Source organism: Micromonospora mangrovicola (assembly GCF_047200535.1).
Lineage (GTDB): Bacteria > Actinomycetota > Actinomycetes > Mycobacteriales > Micromonosporaceae > Micromonospora.
In genome coordinates this window covers 37,646-55,687 of record NZ_JBJZOG010000025.1, presented here as the reverse complement: position 1 = coordinate 55,687, position 18,042 = coordinate 37,646, and the positions used below count along the sequence as shown (strand labels likewise).

The window sequence follows — 18,042 nt, the reverse complement described above, 5'->3', positions numbered from 1 at the left end:
GTCTAGGCCTGGTGGCCGAGGGCGGTGGCGATCTCGGCGCGCAGCGCGGTGACCGCGGCCTGGGCGCGCCGCCGGGCCGCCGGGACGTCGCCGTCCGTGACCGCCTCCACCACCTCGAGGTACGCCTTGAGCTTCGGCTCGGTGCCGGAGGGGCGGATCACCACCCGGGCCGCGTCGGTGCGCAGGATCATCACGTCCGCCCCGGGCAGCAGGTCGGACACCTCGCCCACCGGGTGCCCGAGCAGCGTCCGCGGGGTGGCCGCCCGGACGCGGGCCATCATCTCGGCGATCACCCGCAGGTCCTCCACCCGGACCGAGAGCTGGTCGGTGTGGTGCACACCGAACTCGGCGGCCAGCTCGTCCAGCCGGTCGGCGAGGGTGCGGCCCTCGGCCTTGAGGCCGGCGGCCAGCTCGGCGACGGTCAGCGCGGCGGTGATGCCGTCCTTGTCGCGGACGTGCTCCGGGGCGACGCAGTAGCCGAGCGCCTCCTCGTAGCCGAAGACCAGCGGCTCCGCCCCGCCGCCGGCCCGCACGATCCACTTGAACCCGGTCAGCGTCTCGTCGTACGGCAGGCCCCGCGCCGCGCACATGGCCCGGAGCAGGGACGACGACACGATGGTGGTGGCGTACAGGCCGGTGACCCCGCGCCGCATCAGGTGGTCGGCGAGCAGCGCGCCCACCTCGTCCCCGCGCAGCATCCGCCAGCCGCGCGCGGTCGCCTCGTCCGGGACGACCACCGCGCAGCGGTCCGCGTCCGGGTCGTTGGCGATCGCGATGTCCGCCCCCGTCGTGCCGGCCAGCGCGACGAGCTTGTCGACCGCGCCCGGCTCCTCCGGGTTGGGGAAGTTCACCGTCGGGAAGGCCGGGTCCGGTTCGGCCTGGTCGGGCACCACGCCCGGCACCGCGAACCCGGCCTGGGCGAAGGCGGCGGTGAGCACCGCGGCCCCGACCCCGTGCAGCGGCGTGTACGCCACCTTCAGGTCGCGCGGACCGGTCGGGTCGATCACCTCGGCGGCCCGCCGCACGTACGCGGCGACCAGGTCGTCGCCGAGCACCTCGCCGGCCGGGCCGAGCGGCACCCGGGCCAGGGGGCCGACCGCCCGGATGGCCGCCTCGATGCCGGCGTCGGCCGGCGGCACGATCTGTGCGCCCGCGCCGAGTTCCCCGCCGAGGCGGGCACCCAGGTAGACCTTGTAGCCGTTGTCCTGCGGCGGGTTGTGGCTGGCGGTGACCATCACGCCGGCCACCGCGTCGAGGTGCCGCACCGCGTACGCGAGCACCGGGGTGGGCAGCGGGCGGGGGAGCAGCAGCGCCGGGCGGCCCGCGCCGGTGGCGACCTGGGCGGTGCGCTCGGCGAAGGCCCGTGAGCCGTGCCGGGCGTCGTAGCCGATCACCAGCGGACCCTCGCCGCCCTCGGCGGCGAGCCAGGCGACCAGCCCGGCGGCGGCCTGGGTGACCACCGCGAGGTTCATGCCGTTCGGGCCGGCCCGCAGCGGACCGCGCAGCCCGGCGGTGCCGAAGGTCAGCGGCCCGGCGAACCGGTCGGCCAGCTCGGGCCCGCTGCCCGGCAGCCCGTCCAGGACGGCGCGCAGCTCGTCGCGGCTGGCCGGGTCGGGGTCGTCGTCGAGCCACCGCCGGGCCTGCTCGCGAAGTTCGTCAAGGTCAGTGGTATCCGCCGCCATTGCCTCTTGATAGCACGGCGGCGGATCACCACGGTCCGTCGGCCTCGGTTCAGCTGCCCCCGTCGAGCTTGAACGACGTCGCCATCGCGTCGAAGATCGGCTTGCTGGCGGCGAAGTCGGCGTCGTTGGCGGTCAGGTAGAACGAGTAGACCTTGCCGTCCTGCACGGCACCCCGCCACACCCCGTGCCGCTTGGTGTCGCCGTCGCCGCAGGTGTACTCGAACTCGGCCGCCGGCTTGCCGGCCAGCGTCGTCTCGGTCATGTTGAGCTCGGCGTACGGCTTGTCGCAGGACTTGCTCTTGTCGCGCAGGTTGCGGGAGGCGAACTCGGCCCAGCTGGTCGAGGTGCCACCCCACTTCTCGGCGAGGACCCGCACCTTCCGGCCGTCCTGCTCCGGGTCGACGAAGTCGACGAAGACGCCGCCGCTGTTCTTGTCCCAGCCCTTCGGCACCTGGAGGGTGATGCCCTTGACGGACTGCTCTTCCATGTCCACCGGAGGAGCCGCCGCGGACGCGGTGGGCAGCGAGGTGACGATCGGCGGTGGCCCCGGGTCGTCGCCACCGGAGAAGGCGATCACGCCGACCAGCAGCAGCACCGCCACCCCGCCGGCCGCCGCGAGCTGCACCTTGCGCGGCCACCGCTTGACCGTGCCGACGAGCTGGCCGACGCCCTTGGCCCCGCCCGACCCGCCGGCGGGCGCCGGGGCGGCCCACGGCTGGCCGGTGCCCGGCACCGACCACTGGTTGCCGCCGTACACCGGCTGGGTGGCCTCGACGCCCCGGCCGTAGACGGGCTGGGTGGCATCGGGGTGTCCGGTGCCGATCCGCTGGGTGGCCTCCGGGTACCCGCCGCCGATCCGCTGGGTGGCCTCCGGGTACCCGCCGCCGATCCGCTGGCTGGCCTCCGGGTACCCGCCGCCGATCCGCTGGCTGGGCTCCGGCCTGACGCCGGGCGTGATCCGCTGGATCGTGTCCGGCGTGCCGGCCGGCATCGCGCCGGTGGGGGTGTGCAGCGGGCCGGCCAGCGCGTCGGCGCTGGTCTCGTCGAGCGCGGCGCCGCCGGCGGCCCGCGACTCGGGACGCTCGCCCCGGCGCAGGGCGGCGAGGCGGTCGGTCAGCGACTCGCCGGGGCCGATCATCGCCCGGCCGCCGATCTGCCCGGTCGGCTTCGGCTCCGGGGCGACCGGCGGCGCGGACGGCCGCTGCACCGGCACCACCGCGTACGGGTCGGTGACCGAGTTGACCGCGGTGGCGGTGCTGGTCAGCGGGCCGGCGAGCAGCTCGCGCAGCATCGCCCGGGCGGTGTGCACGTCCAGCCGGCGGGCCGGGTCCTTCTCCAGCAGGCCCATCAGGACCCGGGTCAGCGGGCCGCTGCGCTGCGGGGTGGCCGGCGGATCCTCGACCACGGCGTGCATGGTCTCGATCGGGTCGCCCTTGTCGAACGGGGGCCGCCCCTCGACCGCCGTGTAGAGGGTGACGCCCAGCGAGAACAGGTCACTCGGCGGCCCGAAGTCCTGGCCCATGGCCCGCTCGGGCGAGATGAAGTGCGGCGAGCCGAGGACCATCCCGGGCGTGGTCAGCTGCACGTCGGTGGGCATCCGGGCGACGCCGAAGTCGGTCAGCACGCAGCGGCCGTCGGAGCAGATCAGCACGTTGGCCGGCTTGACGTCCCGGTGCAGCACGCCGATCGCGTGCGCCACCTCAAGGGCGCCGAGCAGCGCGATGCCGATCTTGGCGACCGCCCGGGGCGCGACCGGCCCGTCCTCGATCACCATGTCGGCGAGGCTGCGGGCGTCCAGCAGCTCCATCACGATCCACGGGCGACCGCCCTCGGTCACCACGTCGTACACCTGGACCACGGCCGGGTGCTGGATCGCGGCGGCGGCACGGGCCTCGCGGAGGGTCCGTTCGTACATCGCGTCGCGGTCACTGGGGGCCAGACCTGGCGGGAGGATGACCTCCTTCACCGCCACGTCGCGGCGCAGCAGCGTGTCCGCCGCACGCCAGACCGTGCCCATGCCGCCGTTGCCCACCGGCGACCGCAGTGAGTAGCGACCACCGATGGTGGTGCCGGGTGCCGCGCGTCCAGTGGGGGGACTGACTGGTCCGCTGCTCCACGTCGGGATCTGAGTCACAGAAAAGCCACCGGGGGATATCGAGGGGGCTGGGACACAACCCCCCTATCTTGCTTGTTCCGACGGCCGATGCGAAACCCGACGCGGCGGACCTTTACCAACTCGACCGTACGTGGCGGCCTGCTCACGGGCCGGGGAGCCCCAGGCCGGCCCCGATTGTGCGGAATCCCTCACGCATCGATGTCTCCTCGCGTCCTACCATCCGGGGATGAGTGAACGGCGGTCGAGCGAGTCCGGTTTCCCGATCAAGGGCGTCTACACGGCGGAGGACCTGCCCGGGGAACTGGCGGAGCGGCTGGGGGCCCCGGGCGAGTACCCGTACACCCGCGGGGTCTACCCGACGATGTACACCTCCCGCCCGTGGACCATGCGGCAGTACGCCGGCTTCGGCACGGCCACCGAGTCCAACGCGCGCTACCACCAGCTGCTGCGCGCCGGCACCATGGGCCTCTCCGTCGCCTTCGACCTGCCCACCCAGATGGGGTACGACTCCGACGACCCGATCGCGCACGGCGAGGTGGGCAAGGTCGGCGTCGCGATCGACTCCATCGAGGACATGCGGCTGCTCTTCGACCGCATCCCGCTGGACAAGGTCTCCACGTCGATGACCATCAACGCGCCCGGCTCCGTGCTGCTGCTGCTCTACCAGCTGGTCGCGGAGGAGTCCGGGGTGCCGGGCTCCGCGCTCAACGGCACCATCCAGAACGACATCCTCAAGGAGTACATCGCCCGGGGGACGTACATCTTCCCGCCGAAGCCGTCGCTGCGGCTGGTCGCCGACACCTTCGCGTACTGCCGCAAGGAGGTGCCGAAGTGGAACACCATCTCCATCTCCGGCTACCACATGGCGGAGGCCGGCGCGACGCCCGCGCAGGAGATCGCGTTCACGCTGGCCAACGGCGTGGAGTACGTCCGCGCGGCGCTCGCCGCCGGGCTGGCCGTGGACGACTTCGCCCCCCGGCTGTCGTTCTTCTTCGTCGCCCGTACCACGCTGCTCGAGGAGGTCGCCAAGTTCCGGGCGGCCCGGCGCCTCTGGGCCCGGCTGATGCGCGACGAGTTCGGGGCGAAGAACCCGAAGTCGATGATGCTGCGGTTCCACACCCAGACCGCCGGGGTGCAGCTCACCGCGCAGCAGCCGGAGGTGAACCTGGTCCGGGTGGCGGTCCAGGGCCTCGGCGCGGTCCTCGGTGGCACCCAGTCGCTGCACACGAACAGCTTCGACGAGGCGATCGCGCTGCCGACCGAGAAGGCGGCCCGGCTGGCCCTGCGCACCCAGCAGGTGCTGGCGTACGAGACGGACCTGACCGCCACCGTCGACCCGTTCGCCGGGTCGTACGTGGTGGAGGCGATGACCGCCGAGATCGAGGCGGCGGCCGACGAGCTGATGCAGCGGGTCTTCGACCACGGCTCGGCGGTGGACGCGATCGAGGCCGGCTTCCAGAAGCGGGAGATCGAGCAGTCCGCGTACCGGATCGCGCAGGAGATCGACTCCGGCGAGCGGGTGGTGGTCGGGCTCAACCGGTTCCAGGTCGACGAGGAGGAGCCGTACGAGCCGCTGCGGGTGGACCCGGCGATCGAGGCCGCGCAGGCCGAGCGGCTGGCCAAGCTGCGCGCCGAGCGGGACGGCGGCGCCGTCGAGCGGGCCCTGGCCGAGCTGCGCGCGGCCGCCGAGGGTAACCAGAACGTGCTCTACCCGATGAAGGAGGCGCTGCGCGCCAAGGCCACGGTCGGCGAGGTCTGCGGGACGCTGCGCGACGTGTGGGGGACGTACCGGCCGAGCGACCGGTTCTGACCCGCTTCGACGGCGGCCCGTGCCGGCACCCCCGACGGTGCCCGGCGCGGGCCGCCGTTCTTGTCTAGGGGATACCCCTGAGCTGCGCGGACGCTCTCGTCACGAGGGGCGGTGCGGGCGTACAGTCGAAGGTCTCCCCGCACACGGGCGGGGGCGGTGACGGCTCGGTGCGGACCTCCCGGGCGGCGTCGCCCGGCCCGGCCCTCCGGCCGCGGGGCAGTGGGGCCTGCCGCCGGGCGTGTGCGGATCGGGAATGCGGGTAACCCGATCGGGTGATCGGGACGGACAGCGTGTGCGGTCGCAGTTCGGGCCGGCATGTCACCGTCGGGAGTCGTCCGGCGGCCGACCGTTGCCGCGCAATTGTCCGAGCGGCAGTTAATTGCCGCGACTAATGCGACAATTCGGAACGATGGCCCGGGATTTTGTGACCGCTGGAACGGTTACGCGTTGTAGGAGGTGTGGGACAGATGACGGCGCTCAACCCCGATCTACCTGCTGTCCCGCAGATATTCGAGCCCTCCCACCAGGACATTCGTGACGCTGCGCGGTCCGATCGCTACGCGAACGATGTTGCACAGCGTCACCGTCGAAGGTCTAGGCTGTCTGCTGTTCTCCCTGATGATCCATCCATCTCTAGTGATCGAGAATTCGACGTGACGAGTGCGTTGACGCTGCCCTCCGGCAGCCCACTGGCGTCGTCCTGGCCGGAGGCGCCATCCGGGTCCCAAGCCCTGCCGTTCGAGCTGGACCACCTGCTCGCCCTCCGGGTACCGGGGCTCATCGCCACCCGCCGTCACATCCACTCCCACCCGGAGCTGTCGGGTGAGGAGTTCGAGACGGCCGCCCTGATCCACCGGGAGCTCTCCCTCGCCGGGTTGAGCCCGCGACTGCTGCCCAAGGGCAACGGCGTCATCTGCGACATCGACGGGCGCCCGGACGGCCCGGTGATCGCGCTCCGCGCCGACATCGACGCGCTGCCGCTGAGCGACCCGAAGGACGTGCCGTACCGGTCCACCATGGACGGGGTCTGCCACGCCTGCGGGCACGACGTGCACACCACGGTGATGCTCGGGGTCGGCATGCTGCTGGCCCAGCTCGCCGACCTCGGCCAGCTCGACGGCCGGGTCCGGCTCATCTTCCAGCCGGCCGAGGAGATCCTGCCCTGCGGCTCGCTGGAGGTCATCGAGGCCGGCGGCCTGGACGACGTGGTGCAGATCTTCGCCGTGCACTGCGACCCGAACCTGCCGGTCGGCAAGGTCGGCCTGCGGGTCGGCCCGATCACCGCCGCCGCCGACAACGTCACCGTCCGGCTCACCGGCCCGGGTGGTCACACCGCCCGCCCGCACCTGACCGTGGACCTGGTCGACGCGCTCGGCCGGCTGGTCACCGAGGTGCCGACCCTGGTCAGCCGCCGGGTGCCGGCCAACAGCGGGCTGCTGCTGGTGTTCGGCCACGCGTCGGCCGGTACCCGGTACAACGTCATCCCGTCCGAGGCGTGCGCCGCCGGCACCCTGCGGGTGATGGACCGCGACACCTGGGACCAGGCCCCGAAGATCGTGGCTCAGGTGGTCCGGGACGTCATCGCCCCCACCGGGGCCACCGTCGACCTGGAGTACCTGCGCGGCCGGCCGCCGGTCACCAACGACGCCCGGGCCATCGGCGTGCTCACCGCCGCCACCGCGGCGGCGCTGGGCCCCGAGGGGATCGCGGAGACCCCGCAGAGCATGGGCGGTGAGGACTTCTCCTGGTACCTGGAGCACGTGCCGGGCGCGCTCGCCCGCCTCGGCGTCGGCCGGAACGGTCCCAACGTGGACCTGCACCGGGCCTCGTTCGACGTGGACGAGCGCGCCATCCCGGTCGGCGTACGCCTCATGGTGCAGACCGCGTTGCGGGCACTGGCGGCGGCCCGCTAGGCGCCGGACCACCCACCGGACCGGCCGGTCCCGGCATCGCCGGGGCCGGACCGGCCGGCGGTCCCCGGCGGGCCCGCGCACGCCGGGCCCGCCGGACCAGCAGCCCCACCGGCACCCCGATCACCAGCGCGAACGGCAGCAGCGCGCCGAGCACCGTGAGCAGCACGAAGAACGTGGTGACGAAGACGTCCCAGCCACCCCGCAGCCCGACCAGGAAGCCGAGTTCGGGACCCTCGTCCGCGGTGGTGTCGTCCGGGCCGAGGAAGGTCACGGTGATGGTGGAGAGCGCGGTCAGGTCGGCCAGCCGGCGCTTCTTCGCCTCCAGCGACGCCAAATCGGCCTCCCGCCGGCCCACCTCGTTCTCCAACGTGACCAGCTCGTTGATGGTGGTGGCCCGGGCGAGCAGTTTCCGGGCGCTGTCCACCCGGGCGCGCTGGGTGGCGATCCGGGCGTCCAGGTCGACGGTCTCCTCGGTGACGTCCTGCGTCCGGATCTCCCGGCGCTCCTGCTCGCCGAGCCCGGCCAGCTCGTCGATGACCGTGCTGAACCGGTCCGCCGGCACCCGCAGGGTCAGCTCCGCCCGGGCGTCGGCCGACTCGCTGCTGCGCTGATCGCCGCCGACGAAGCCGCCCGCCGCCTGCGTCGTGGTGGTCGCCTCGCGGGCGGCCCGGTCCACGTCCTCCACCCGGACCTGCATGGTTCCGGTGTAGATGATCGACCGCTGGTCCACCCGCAGGTCGGCGTCGCCCGAGCCCGTCGCGGCGGGCGCGGCCTTGTCCCGCGCGGTCCCCGCGCCGGCGTCGGCGGCCCCACCGGCGGCGGGCGCGGCCGAGTCCGAGCTGCTGTTACCGCCGTCCGCGCCGCAGCCCCCCACGACCAGCACCGCGGCCAGCCCCATCGCCGCCAGCAGCACGCCCCTTCGGCGTCCTCCCCGTCCGCTCATGTCCCCGCTCCGCTCTGTCGACACGACCCCGCGCCGGGATCGATACTTCGGACGCGACGCGTCGTGGCGCCGGTTCCGGCAGACTGCGCTCAGGACGTCACGATTCGATAATCGAGGAGTCACGATGCAGGTCACCAAGTACGCCCACTCCTGCCTCCGGATCGAGCACGACGGGGGAGTGCTCGTCGTGGATCCCGGTGTCTACAGCGAACCCGAGGCGCTGGACGGGGCGGACGCGGTGCTGATCACCCACGAGCATCCGGACCACGTGGACGTCGGGAGACTGACCCGCGCGCTGGAGCGCCGGCCGATGCCGGTCAACGGACCGGCATCGCTCGCCGGTGTCCTCGGCGACGCGGCGGAGGCGCTGGTCGTGGTCGCGCCGGGCGAGTCGTTCACCGCCGCCGGCGTGGCCGTGCGGGCGTACGGCGGGCAGCACGCCGTCATCCACCCGGACATCCCGGTGATCCAGAACCTGGGCTACCTCATCAACGACGTGGTCTACCACCCGGGCGACTCGCTGGTCGTCCCCGACGACGTCCAGATCGACACGCTCTTCGCCCCGATCCACGCACCCTGGAACAAGTTCTCCGAGGTGGTCGACTTCATCCGGGCGGTCGCCCCGCGCCGCGCCTTCGCCCTGCACGACGGGCTGCTCAACGCCAACGGCCTCGGCGTGCTCGGCCGGCAGTACACCGCGCTCTCGAAGATCGAGTACCAGCGCCTGGAACCGGGCACCCGGATCGACGCCTGAGCGATGCCCGGTCCGTCCCGCGAGCTGGTCCAGCGGCTCTACGCGACCCCGCCGGACCGGTTCGTCGCGGCCCGGGACACTGCGGTGGCGGAGGCGCGCCGGGCCGGCGACCCGAAGGCCGCCCGGGAGATCGGTCGCCTGCGCCGACCCACCGTGGCCGCCTGGCTGGTCAATCTGCTGGCCATCCGCCGGCCCGAGCTGGTCGCCGACCTGGCCCAGCTCGCCGAGTCGCTGCGCACCGCCCAGCGGGAGCTGCGCGGCGCCAAGCTGCGTGAGCTGTCCGCGCAGCGCCGCGCCGTGGTCGGCGCCCTCGTCACCGAGATCCGCAGGCTGGCCGCCGCCGAGCCGGCGGCCCCGCCAGCCGGGAAGCTGCCGCTGGCCGAGGTGGAAGCCACCCTCAACGCCGCCCTGTCCGACATCGAGGTGGCCGAGCAGGTGCGGGCCGGTCGGCTGCTCCGGTCGGTCCACTACGCCGGCTTCGGCGAGGTGCCCCGGCCGCAGCTGCGGCTGGTCACCGGGGGCGGCGAGGAGCCGCCCGCAGCGGACCGGACGGCCGAGCGGGCCGAGGCCCGCCGGGCGCGCGACGAGCGGGCCGCCGAACGCGCGGAGCGGGCCGGGCGCCGCCGCGCCCTGGAACGCGAGCTGGCGAAGGCCCGGGACGACCAGGACCGGGTCGAGCGTGAGCTGGCCGAGGCCACCCGGGCCGAGCAGGACGGCGCCGCGGCGCTGGACCGGATCGAGACCGAACTGGCCGAGCTGGAACGCCGGCGGTCCGCCGCCGAGCAGGAGCAGAGCCAGGCCAAACTGGCCCGCCGGGGCGCGGAACGCTCCGCCGCCGCGGCCCGTCGGCGGACCGGGGAGGTGGAGGGCGCGCTGGAGGCGCTGGACGCCGAAGAGGGGGATGCCGCAGAGGGTGGCCACCGGGCAGACTGACCGTGATGGACGACCATGGTGGACGGACGGTGGGGCCGCGCCGATGACCCCGGAACAGGTCGCCGCCGCCAGTAAGCCGCTGGTGCTGGAGCTGGGGGAGGCGTTCGCCCGCTGCCCGTCGACGCTGCGCCGGGCCCGGCTGCTCGGCATCTCCGGGTGGGCCTTCTACATCACCGGGCGGGCCGGTGCGCTCGGGGACGTACACGCCGCGACGGTGGCCGCCGCGCTCGGCTTCATCGCTTCCGACGCGGTCGCCGACGGCTGGGACGCGGCCGTGCGTACGGTCCGGCCGCTGGAGGTGGCCGGCGCGAACCTGGCCGAGTGCTGCCGGTGGGGCGCCGAGCGGTTGGGTGACGCCCCCGAGGCGCCCCGCCTGGCCGACCTGCTGGAGCGGGCGGTGGACGCCGCCGAGGGCAGCGGGATGCCGCTCTTCGCCGCCTGGCGGGCCATGCCGGTCCCGGACCGCTCGTCGGGGGCCCGGGTCGCGGTCGCGCTGCTGCTGCTCCGGGAGCACTTCGCCGGGGCGTACCTGCTGGCCGTGCGGGCCGCCGGGATGACCCCGCTGGAGGCGGTGCTGGCCAGCCCGGAGGGGGAGGCGGGGGCCGCCGCCTGCGGCTGGTCACCCCCGTACCCGCCGGTGGGGCCGCTGGTCCGGCGGCGGTTGTGGGCCGAGGCGGTGACCGACCGGCTCGCGTCGACCGCGTTCCGGACGCTCGGCCCCGGCGAGGGGGCGGAGCTGCTCAACCTGCTCGCCGCCGCGCGGCTGCACCTGCCCGGTGGACAACTGGGCGGCGGATAATGAGCGGCGCGCCCGCCGGTGGCCTGCCAGGATCGCCGTCGTGACGCTTCCCGCCGGCTGGACGGCCCGCCGCCCCACCCTCGACGACGTACCGGCGATCCTGGCGGTGGTGCACGCCGCCGACACCTTCGCCATCGGCTACCCGGACTTCTCCGCCGAGGACGTGGTGGAGTGCCTGACCGCACCCTTCTTCGACCCCGGGCGGGACTCCTGGCTGGCCCTCGACCCGGACGGCGCGGTGATCGCCTGGGCGACGCTGGACAACCCGACCGGGGTGGGCCGGGAGTTCGTCGAGGTCTACGTCGACCCCGACCGGGGCACGGCGGTGCGCGCCCCGCTGCTCACCCGACAGCTGGACCGGGTGGCCGAGCGGGCCGGCGAACGAGGGCTGCCCACGCTCACCGTCCGCTGCGCGGTCTACCCTCCCGAGACCCGCTGGGCGGCCGAGCTGACCGAGGCGGGCTTCGCCCGGATCAAGCGGTACCTGCGGATGAGCGGCTCCCTGGCCGACCTGCCGGCCGAGCCGCCACCCCCGCCCGGGGTGACCGTCCGCACGCTGCGCCCCGACGACGAGGCCGACCTGCGCGAGTTCCACCGGATCTTCGACACCGCCTTCCGGGACACCCTCGACCACGAGCCGCTCGGCTTCGACCAGTGGCGGGAGCTGCTCCCCTCGAACGGGAAGGTCTGGGACGAGTGGTTCGTCGCCGAGGTCGACGGCGAGCCGGCCGGTGCCCTCCAGTCCACGAACCAGGCGCTGGAGCAGAACATGGGCTGGGTCCGGACGCTGTCGGTGCTGCCGGCGTACCGGCGGCGCGGGGTGGGGGCGGCGCTGCTGCGGCGGGCCTTCGCGGTCTACGCGGCCAAGGGACGCACCGGTGCGGGGCTCGGCGTCGACCTGGCCAACCCGACCGTCCCGGTGACCCTCTACCGCTCGGTCGGGCTGCGTGAGGAGCGCTCGGTGGACATGTACGAGCGGACGGTCACCGCCACGGGTGTGTGATACGCGACCCGCTGCGGGGTCGCCGGGCGGTGGGAGGACCGGCCGGAGCAGACTGGACGAGTGGGAGAGCCTCTAGGCCGACGCGGTGCCGGTGGGGCGGGACCGCAGCTCGGTGACGTAGTCATCCGGCGCGCCCGCCTTCTCCGCCGCGTTCGCGATCTCCGACAGGTACCACGACGTCGGCAGGCCGCCCTCGTAGCCGTCGAAGACGTAGACCCACGCGGTCACGTCCCCGTCCAGCGTCGAGATGCGTACGGTGAGCTTGCGGTACGTGTCGGCGGTCACGCCCTCGATCTCGTCGAGCTGGGCGGCGTCGTACGGGTGGATGTCGTAGAGCGCCACGAAGACCCGGTCGCCCGGGGACTCGACCACCGTGCTGACCGAGCCCTCCCAGCCGATGACGCCTTCGCCGGCGAACGTGAACCGCCACCCCTCCAGCCAGCCGGTGCCCACCATCGGCGAATGCGGGCAGTAGGCGCGCATGCGAGCGGGGTCCAGGTTTGAGCCGTAAGCGGCGTACAGACGCACGGCGATGACGATAGCCCGGTGGGCGGGTGGGGGAGAATACGACGGTGCGTGTCGAGCGCGACGGGGAGAAGAAAGTCACTGTGAGCACTGACGAGGGGCGAGCGCTGTGAGCCAGATCGTGATCATCGGCGGGGGACCGGCCGGCTACGAGGCGGCGCTGGTCGCCGCCCAGCTGGACGCTGATGTCACCGTGGTCGAGGCGGAGGGGGCCGGCGGCGCCTGCGTGCTCTCCGACTGCGTCCCGTCGAAGACCTTCATCGCCAGCTCCCAGGTGGTCACCGGCTACCGGGACACCGAGGAGTTCGGGGTGCACTCCGACGGGCTGGAGGCGGTCACCGTCGACGCCGGCGCGGTGCACGAGCGGGTGAAGCGGCTCGCGCTGGCCCAGTCCGCGGACATCCACGACAAGCTGGTCAAGGCCGGGGTCGAGTTCGTCGCGGGCACCGCCCGGATGGGTGAGGACACGCTCGGTCACACCCACCGCGTGCTGGTCACCCCGACCGACGGTCGCGCGGCCCACTCCGTCGAGGCGTCCACCGTCCTGATCGCCACCGGCGCCACCCCGCGCCAGCTCCCCACCGCCGTCCCGGACGGCGAGCGCATCCTGACCTGGCGTCAGGTGTACGACCTGCCGGAGCTGCCCGAGCACCTGATCGTGGTCGGCTCCGGCGTCACCGGCGCCGAGTTCGCCAGCGCGTACCTGGCGATGGGTGTCCAGGTCACCCTCGTCTCCAGCCGGGACCGGGTCATGCCGCACGAGGACGCCGACGCCGCCATGGCGATCGAGCGGGTGTTCCGCAACCGCGGCATGGCCATCCTCGGCAACTCCCGCGCCGAGGCGGTCCGCCGGATCGGCGACGGCGTCGAGGTGGTGCTCGCCGACGGCCGGGTGGTGGTCGGCTCGCACGCGCTGATCGCGGTCGGCTCGATCCCCAACACCGCAGACCTGGGCCTCGCCGAGTACGGCGTCCAACTGGCCCGCGGCGGGTACGTCACCGTCGACCGGGTGTCCCGGACCAACGTCCCCGGCATCTACGCCGCCGGCGACTGCACCGGCGTCCTGCCGCTGGCCAGCGTCGCCGCCATGCAGGGCCGGATCGGGATGTGGCACGCGCTCGGCGAGGCGGTCCGGCCGCTGCGGCTGCGTACCGTCGCGGGGAACGTCTTCACCGACCCGGAGCTGGCCACCGTCGGCGTCTCGCAGGACGAGGTGGACGCGGGCAGGGTCCCGGCCCGGCAGGTGATGCTGCCGCTGTCCGGCAACGCCCGGGCGAAGATGGACGACCTGGCCGACGGCTTCGTCAAGCTGTTCTGCCGGCCGGCCAGCGGCCAGGTGATCGGCGGCGTGGTGGTGGCGCCGAAGGCCAGCGAGCTGATCCTGCCGATCACCATGGCGGTGGAGAACAACCTCACCGTCAACGAACTGGCCCAGACCATCACGATCTACCCGAGCCTGTCGGGCTCGATCACCGAGGCGGCCCGCCAGCTCATGTTGCACGAACTGGAGTGACCCGCCGCGCAGCCGGCCGACCGTGCGCGCCGGCCCGGCGGGACGCGCCGGTCAGCGGAAGGCGGCGGCGTGGTCGGCGGCCCATTCCGCGTACGTCCGGGCCGGGTGGCCGGTCAGCCGGGCGACGGTGTCGGTGACCTGCTCGGGCTCGTTGACGAAGCCGGCCCAGCCGGCCAGGGCGACGTCGGCGAAGGCCGGGTCGCCGAAGGCGACGGAGAGCATCGCCCGGGCCTCCTCGACCGGCATCTCCGACCAGCGCAGATTCCGGCCGATCGTCCGGCCGATGATGCGTACCTGCTCCTCCTGGGTCACGGTCGTCGGTCCGCTCAGCAGGTAGCGGGCACCGGCGTGCCCGTTCGACGTCAAGGCGGCCACCGCCGCCTCGGCGAGGTCCCGCTCGTGGATGAGCGAGCGGGCGGCGTCCCCGTACGGCCAGCGCACCACGTCACCGGCCCGGATCTGATCCGCCCAACCGAGCGTGTTCGCGGCGAAGCCGACCGGGCGCAGGAAGGTCCACTCCGCACCGGACGTCTCGACGGCCCGTTCCACGAGCCCCCAGAACGACTCCGGCTGGTCGGCGCCGGGCGCGGAGAGGTACACGATCCGGGGCACCCGGGCGGCGATCACCCGGGCCACCTCCGGGGCGGTCGTCCGGGCCACCGCCGGGTCGGTGAACGGCCAGATCAGGAAGACCGCGTCCACGCCGGCAAGGTGCGGCGCGAGCGAGGCCGGGTCGGCGAGGTCGGCGGCCACCACCTCGACCTCCGCCGGCAGCCCGGCGGTCGCCGGGTTGCGACTGACCGCCCGAACCTTCTCGCCCCGCTCCGCCAGGATCGACACGACCTCCCGGCCGACCGTGCCGGTCGCCCCCGTCACCAGGATCATCTCCGCCTCCTCGACTCACCGGGCCGCAGTCGACCCGCCCCCGACGACGCTAAGAGTTGAAGCAGCGTTCAGGTCAAGATCGCGTCGCCCGTCCGATCCGTGCCGACGCACCACGGTCGCCGCGACCACGGCGAGCAGCCCGACCTCCGCGAGGATGAGCAGCCGCTCGGCCAGCCCGATCAGCAGCCGGTCCCCCGGATACGCCGACCAGACCATCGCCCCGGCCAGCAGCAGGCTGGTCAGGGCGAGGCCGCGCAGCCAGCCGGTGGCCCGCCCGCCCAGCGGGGCGGCGAGCAGCCAGCCGGCCACCGGCAGGACCAGGAAGGCCACCACCGAGGCGTACCGGTGCAGGTAGGCGCCGGTGCCCATCGGCGAACCGGGCTGGTTGGTCGGCACCACCGCTGAGACGACCAGGCCGGCCGCCCAGGCGGCGAGCAGGGCCCGCGCCGGCCGGTACCCGCCCGCCCGGCCCAGCGCCGACAGGAGTAGGACGGTGGCCGCGGCGAGCACCACCATGGCCGCGTCGATGACGCCGCCCCGGTCGGAGACGGCGAAGTCGCTGACGGTCAGCGACCAGGGATCCAGGTTGTCGTTCACCTCCAGGTGACCGACCACGGCGAGCACCGCCGCCAGGGCGATCCCGCCGAGGGCCAGCAGGCCGCTTCGTCGAATTCCGGGCATGCCTCAGCCTGTCGCCGTCGCCACCCGAAACGGATCCGGGCCGACCACCCACCTCGATCCCCGGGACGCCCCCTAGATGCCCGCCTCAGTCGGCCGGGACCTTGACCGGGGGCTCGGTGCGGGCGGTGTTGCGGGCGCTGATCGCGGTCATCGCCCAGCCGGCGGCGGCGAACCCGGCCGCCGCCACCGCGCCGATCACCGCGAGCCGCCACGCCGACTCGGTCAACGCCGCGCCGCCCAGGTGGCCGACCAACGTCCCGTAGCTGGCCCAGCCGGTGGCGGCGGCCGCCTCGTAGAGCAGGAAGAGTCGGTACGGGTAGCGGCTGCGGCCGGCCGAGAAGCAGGCGGCCATCCGGCCGCCGGGCACGAAGCGGCAGAGCAGGATCACCAGCGGGCCCGGCTCGCGCAGCCCCCGGGTGACCCGGGCGGCGGCCCGGCGGGCCCGGCCCGGCATGACGTGCCGTGCCTGCCGGCGGTCCGGGGCGGTCCGGCCCAGCAGGTAGCAGGCGAGGTCACCGGCGAAGACACCCAGCGCTCCGACCGCGATGGTGAGCGGCAGGCTCAGCCCACCGTAAACCGTCAGCGCGCCGCTGGTGATCATGACGACCTGGGTCGGCACCACCGGTACGAACGCGTCCGCGGCCAGCAGCGCGAGCAGCACGACGTACGCCCACGTCGGCGACGCGACGTCAGAGATGAGTTCGGGCACGACCGCCACCTCGCCGGAATCCCCCGATGAACCGTTCCGAGCCTGCCCGGGTGCGCGGCGCCAGCGCCGACGCCCCCGCCCGGTGGTGACCGCTGACACGGCCTGGCCACCGATAGGGAACGACCTGGCGTCGCCGGATGTGACGCCCCGGCGACGTGGCGCCGCTCGTCAGGGCGGGCGGCGGATCGCCGAATCGCGGCGTACCGTTGACGGGACGCGACCGCGTGGACGCCGGGTCCCCCGTTCCTGGCGACCGGGTCGCGGCGGGTCGCCGGCGGGTCCCGAGCCGGCGGCCCGCACCCTCCCACCGCAGGCGGCAGGCCCCCGGCCGGGGCCCCGCACCCGCTCCCCGAAAACCGGATGCGCCGTCCGAGCCGTCGCGCCTACCGTCATGGCATGTACAGCGCGGCAGTGACCACGACGCCGGGAATCCCCGGCGCGCCGCACTGACGTATCCGTCGACGAGGCCCCGGGGCGAACCGCCCCGGGGCCTCGCGGCGTTCCGGGCCAGCTCGCCTCCGGGTCGTACCCGATCAAGGAGAGCGACATGATCGACCATCGCAGGCTGGGCCGGGAGCTGGAGCTGTTCGTCTCCGACCCCCTTGCGGGGGCCGGGCTGCCCATCTGGCTGCCGGCCGGCGCCGCCGCCCGGCACGCCGTCGAGGAGTACGTACGGGACCTGGAGCGCCGGGCCGGCTACCGGCACGTCTACTCGCCGCCGCTGGGCAAACGGGAGCTGTTCGAGATCTCTGGCCACCTGGGCTACTTCGCCGACGACATGTTCCCGCCGATGCGGCTGAGCGCCGACGACGAGTTCGTGCTGCGTCCGGCGCTCTGCCCGCACCACGCGCTGGTCTACCGGGCCCGCGGTCGCTCCTACCGGGAGCTGCCGCTGCGGATCGCCGAGATCGGTGGGATGTACCGGGCGGAGCGGTCCGGGGTGCTCGGCGGGCTGTCCCGGGTGCGCGCCATCTCGCTGAACGACTCGCACAACTTCTGCGCGCTGGAGCAGGTCGGCGACGAGGTACGCGACATCCTCCGGCTGATCCGCGAGGCGCACGCGGCGCTCGGCGTGCGCCCGGCCGGGATTCGGCTGTCGCTGCGCGGGCCGGGGGAGAAGTACATCGGCGACGACGCCCGGTGGGCGCGGGCCGAGGAGCTGCTCCGGGTCGCGCTCGACGGGGTCGACTTCACCGAGGGCCCCGGCGAGGCGGCCTTCTACGGCCCGAAGATCGACATTCAGGTCGTGGACGCCGCCGGCCGGGAGTCGACCATCTCCACCGTCCAACTCGACTTCGACAAGCCGGAGAAGTTCGACCTGTCGTACACCGACGCGGACGGCAGCCGGAAACGGCCGGTGATGGTGCACCGGAGCCTGGTCGGGAGCATGGAACGGCTCTTCGCGTACCTGATCGAGGTGCACGCCGGTGCCTTCCCGACCTGGTACGCCCCGGTGCAGCTGGTGCTCCTGCCGGTCGACGACGGCCAGGCGGGCGCCGCCCTGGACCTGGCCCGCCGGGCTGAGGCGGCCGGGCTGCGGGTCGAGGTCGACCACGCCGGCTCGCTGGGTGCCCGGATCCGCGACGCGGCGCGCCGCAAGGTGCCGTACGTGGGGGTGGTCGGTGCCCGGGAGGCAGCCGACGGCTCGGTCTCCCTGCGCCTGCGCGACGGGCGCGGGCTCGACCCGATGCCGGCGGCCGACGCGCTGCGGCTGATCGGTGCCGCAGTGGCCGCCCGCTCGGCCGACCTGCTCCCGGCCACCTGAGGCCCGCCCGG

Annotated in this window: 15 protein-coding genes; 8 read left to right on the top strand and 7 right to left on the bottom strand. The window is 74.0% G+C overall.

Annotated elements, in window-relative coordinates:
- Positions 1 to 2: 2 nt before the first annotated feature.
- Together ACL02O_RS13030 and ACL02O_RS13025 are read right to left on the bottom strand one after the other, a co-directional pair.
- Positions 3 to 1,682, bottom strand: a complete 1,680-nt coding sequence (locus ACL02O_RS13030) for a phospho-sugar mutase (RefSeq protein ID WP_412818293.1) — start codon at positions 1,680 to 1,682, stop codon at positions 3 to 5.
- Positions 1,683 to 1,731: 49 nt separating this feature from the next.
- Positions 1,732 to 3,816, bottom strand: a complete 2,085-nt coding sequence (locus tag ACL02O_RS13025) for a serine/threonine-protein kinase (protein ID WP_412818292.1) — start codon at positions 3,814 to 3,816, stop codon at positions 1,732 to 1,734.
- A 208-nt stretch (positions 3,817 to 4,024) separates the two neighbouring features.
- On the opposite strand from ACL02O_RS13025, the gene ACL02O_RS13020 reads away from it, so the two are divergent.
- A complete protein-coding gene (locus ACL02O_RS13020) occupies positions 4,025 to 5,608 on the top strand; it encodes an acyl-CoA mutase large subunit family protein (protein WP_412818291.1) in 1,584 nt (527 codons plus the stop codon).
- 653 nt (positions 5,609 to 6,261) lie between these two features.
- Positions 6,262 to 7,521, top strand: a complete 1,260-nt coding sequence (locus ACL02O_RS13015) for an amidohydrolase (protein WP_412818290.1) — start codon at positions 6,262 to 6,264, stop codon at positions 7,519 to 7,521.
- Here the strand turns inward: ACL02O_RS13015 and ACL02O_RS13010 are convergent.
- Positions 7,478 to 8,464 (bottom strand): DUF4349 domain-containing protein, encoded by a 987-nt coding sequence (locus tag ACL02O_RS13010; RefSeq protein WP_412818289.1) that lies wholly within the window; start codon positions 8,462 to 8,464, stop codon positions 7,478 to 7,480. The two genes, ACL02O_RS13015 and ACL02O_RS13010, sit on opposite strands and share 44 nt — an antisense overlap.
- Before the next feature lie 124 nt (positions 8,465 to 8,588).
- Here ACL02O_RS13010 and ACL02O_RS13005 point away from each other — a divergent pair, with 124 nt between their 5' ends.
- From ACL02O_RS13005 to ACL02O_RS12990, 4 genes are read left to right on the top strand one after another with little or no spacing between them, the layout of a single operon-like run.
- Positions 8,589 to 9,218 (top strand): MBL fold metallo-hydrolase, encoded by a 630-nt coding sequence (locus tag ACL02O_RS13005; RefSeq protein ID WP_412818288.1) that lies wholly within the window; start codon positions 8,589 to 8,591, stop codon positions 9,216 to 9,218.
- Positions 9,219 to 9,221: 3 nt separating this feature from the next.
- Positions 9,222 to 10,151 (top strand): hypothetical protein, encoded by a 930-nt coding sequence (locus tag ACL02O_RS13000; protein WP_412818287.1) that lies wholly within the window; start codon positions 9,222 to 9,224, stop codon positions 10,149 to 10,151.
- 43 nt (positions 10,152 to 10,194) lie between these two features.
- Complete coding sequence (locus ACL02O_RS12995; RefSeq protein WP_412818286.1) at positions 10,195 to 10,950, top strand: SCO6745 family protein; 756 nt, start codon at positions 10,195 to 10,197, stop codon at positions 10,948 to 10,950.
- A 40-nt stretch (positions 10,951 to 10,990) separates the two neighbouring features.
- Positions 10,991 to 11,953 (top strand): GNAT family N-acetyltransferase, encoded by a 963-nt coding sequence (locus tag ACL02O_RS12990; protein WP_412818285.1) that lies wholly within the window; start codon positions 10,991 to 10,993, stop codon positions 11,951 to 11,953.
- Between the two features lie 72 nt (positions 11,954 to 12,025).
- Here the strand turns inward: ACL02O_RS12990 and ACL02O_RS12985 are convergent, their stop codons facing one another.
- A complete protein-coding gene (locus tag ACL02O_RS12985; RefSeq protein ID WP_412818284.1) occupies positions 12,026 to 12,481 on the bottom strand; it encodes a gamma-glutamylcyclotransferase in 456 nt (151 codons plus the stop codon).
- A gap of 106 nt (positions 12,482 to 12,587) precedes the next feature.
- On the opposite strand from ACL02O_RS12985, the gene ACL02O_RS12980 reads away from it, so the two are divergent.
- Positions 12,588 to 13,991: an NAD(P)H-quinone dehydrogenase gene (locus tag ACL02O_RS12980; RefSeq protein WP_412818283.1), complete on the top strand. Its 1,404-nt coding sequence runs from the start codon at positions 12,588 to 12,590 to the stop codon at positions 13,989 to 13,991.
- A 51-nt stretch (positions 13,992 to 14,042) separates the two neighbouring features.
- Here the strand turns inward: ACL02O_RS12980 and ACL02O_RS12975 are convergent, their stop codons facing one another.
- From ACL02O_RS12975 to ACL02O_RS12965, 3 genes are all read right to left on the bottom strand, one after another.
- Positions 14,043 to 14,876, bottom strand: a complete 834-nt coding sequence (locus ACL02O_RS12975) for an NAD(P)H-binding protein (RefSeq protein WP_412818282.1) — start codon at positions 14,874 to 14,876, stop codon at positions 14,043 to 14,045.
- 15 nt (positions 14,877 to 14,891) lie between these two features.
- Positions 14,892 to 15,557 (bottom strand): DUF998 domain-containing protein, encoded by a 666-nt coding sequence (locus ACL02O_RS12970; protein WP_412818281.1) that lies wholly within the window; start codon positions 15,555 to 15,557, stop codon positions 14,892 to 14,894.
- An 85-nt stretch (positions 15,558 to 15,642) separates the two neighbouring features.
- Complete coding sequence (locus tag ACL02O_RS12965; protein ID WP_412818280.1) at positions 15,643 to 16,266, bottom strand: DedA family protein; 624 nt, start codon at positions 16,264 to 16,266, stop codon at positions 15,643 to 15,645.
- Between the two features lie 532 nt (positions 16,267 to 16,798).
- On the opposite strand from ACL02O_RS12965, the gene thrS reads away from it, so the two are divergent.
- Entirely contained in the window at positions 16,799 to 18,031 is a 1,233-nt protein-coding gene (gene thrS, locus ACL02O_RS12960) for a threonine--tRNA ligase (protein WP_412818315.1), read from the top strand.
- Positions 18,032 to 18,042 lie beyond the last annotated feature (11 nt).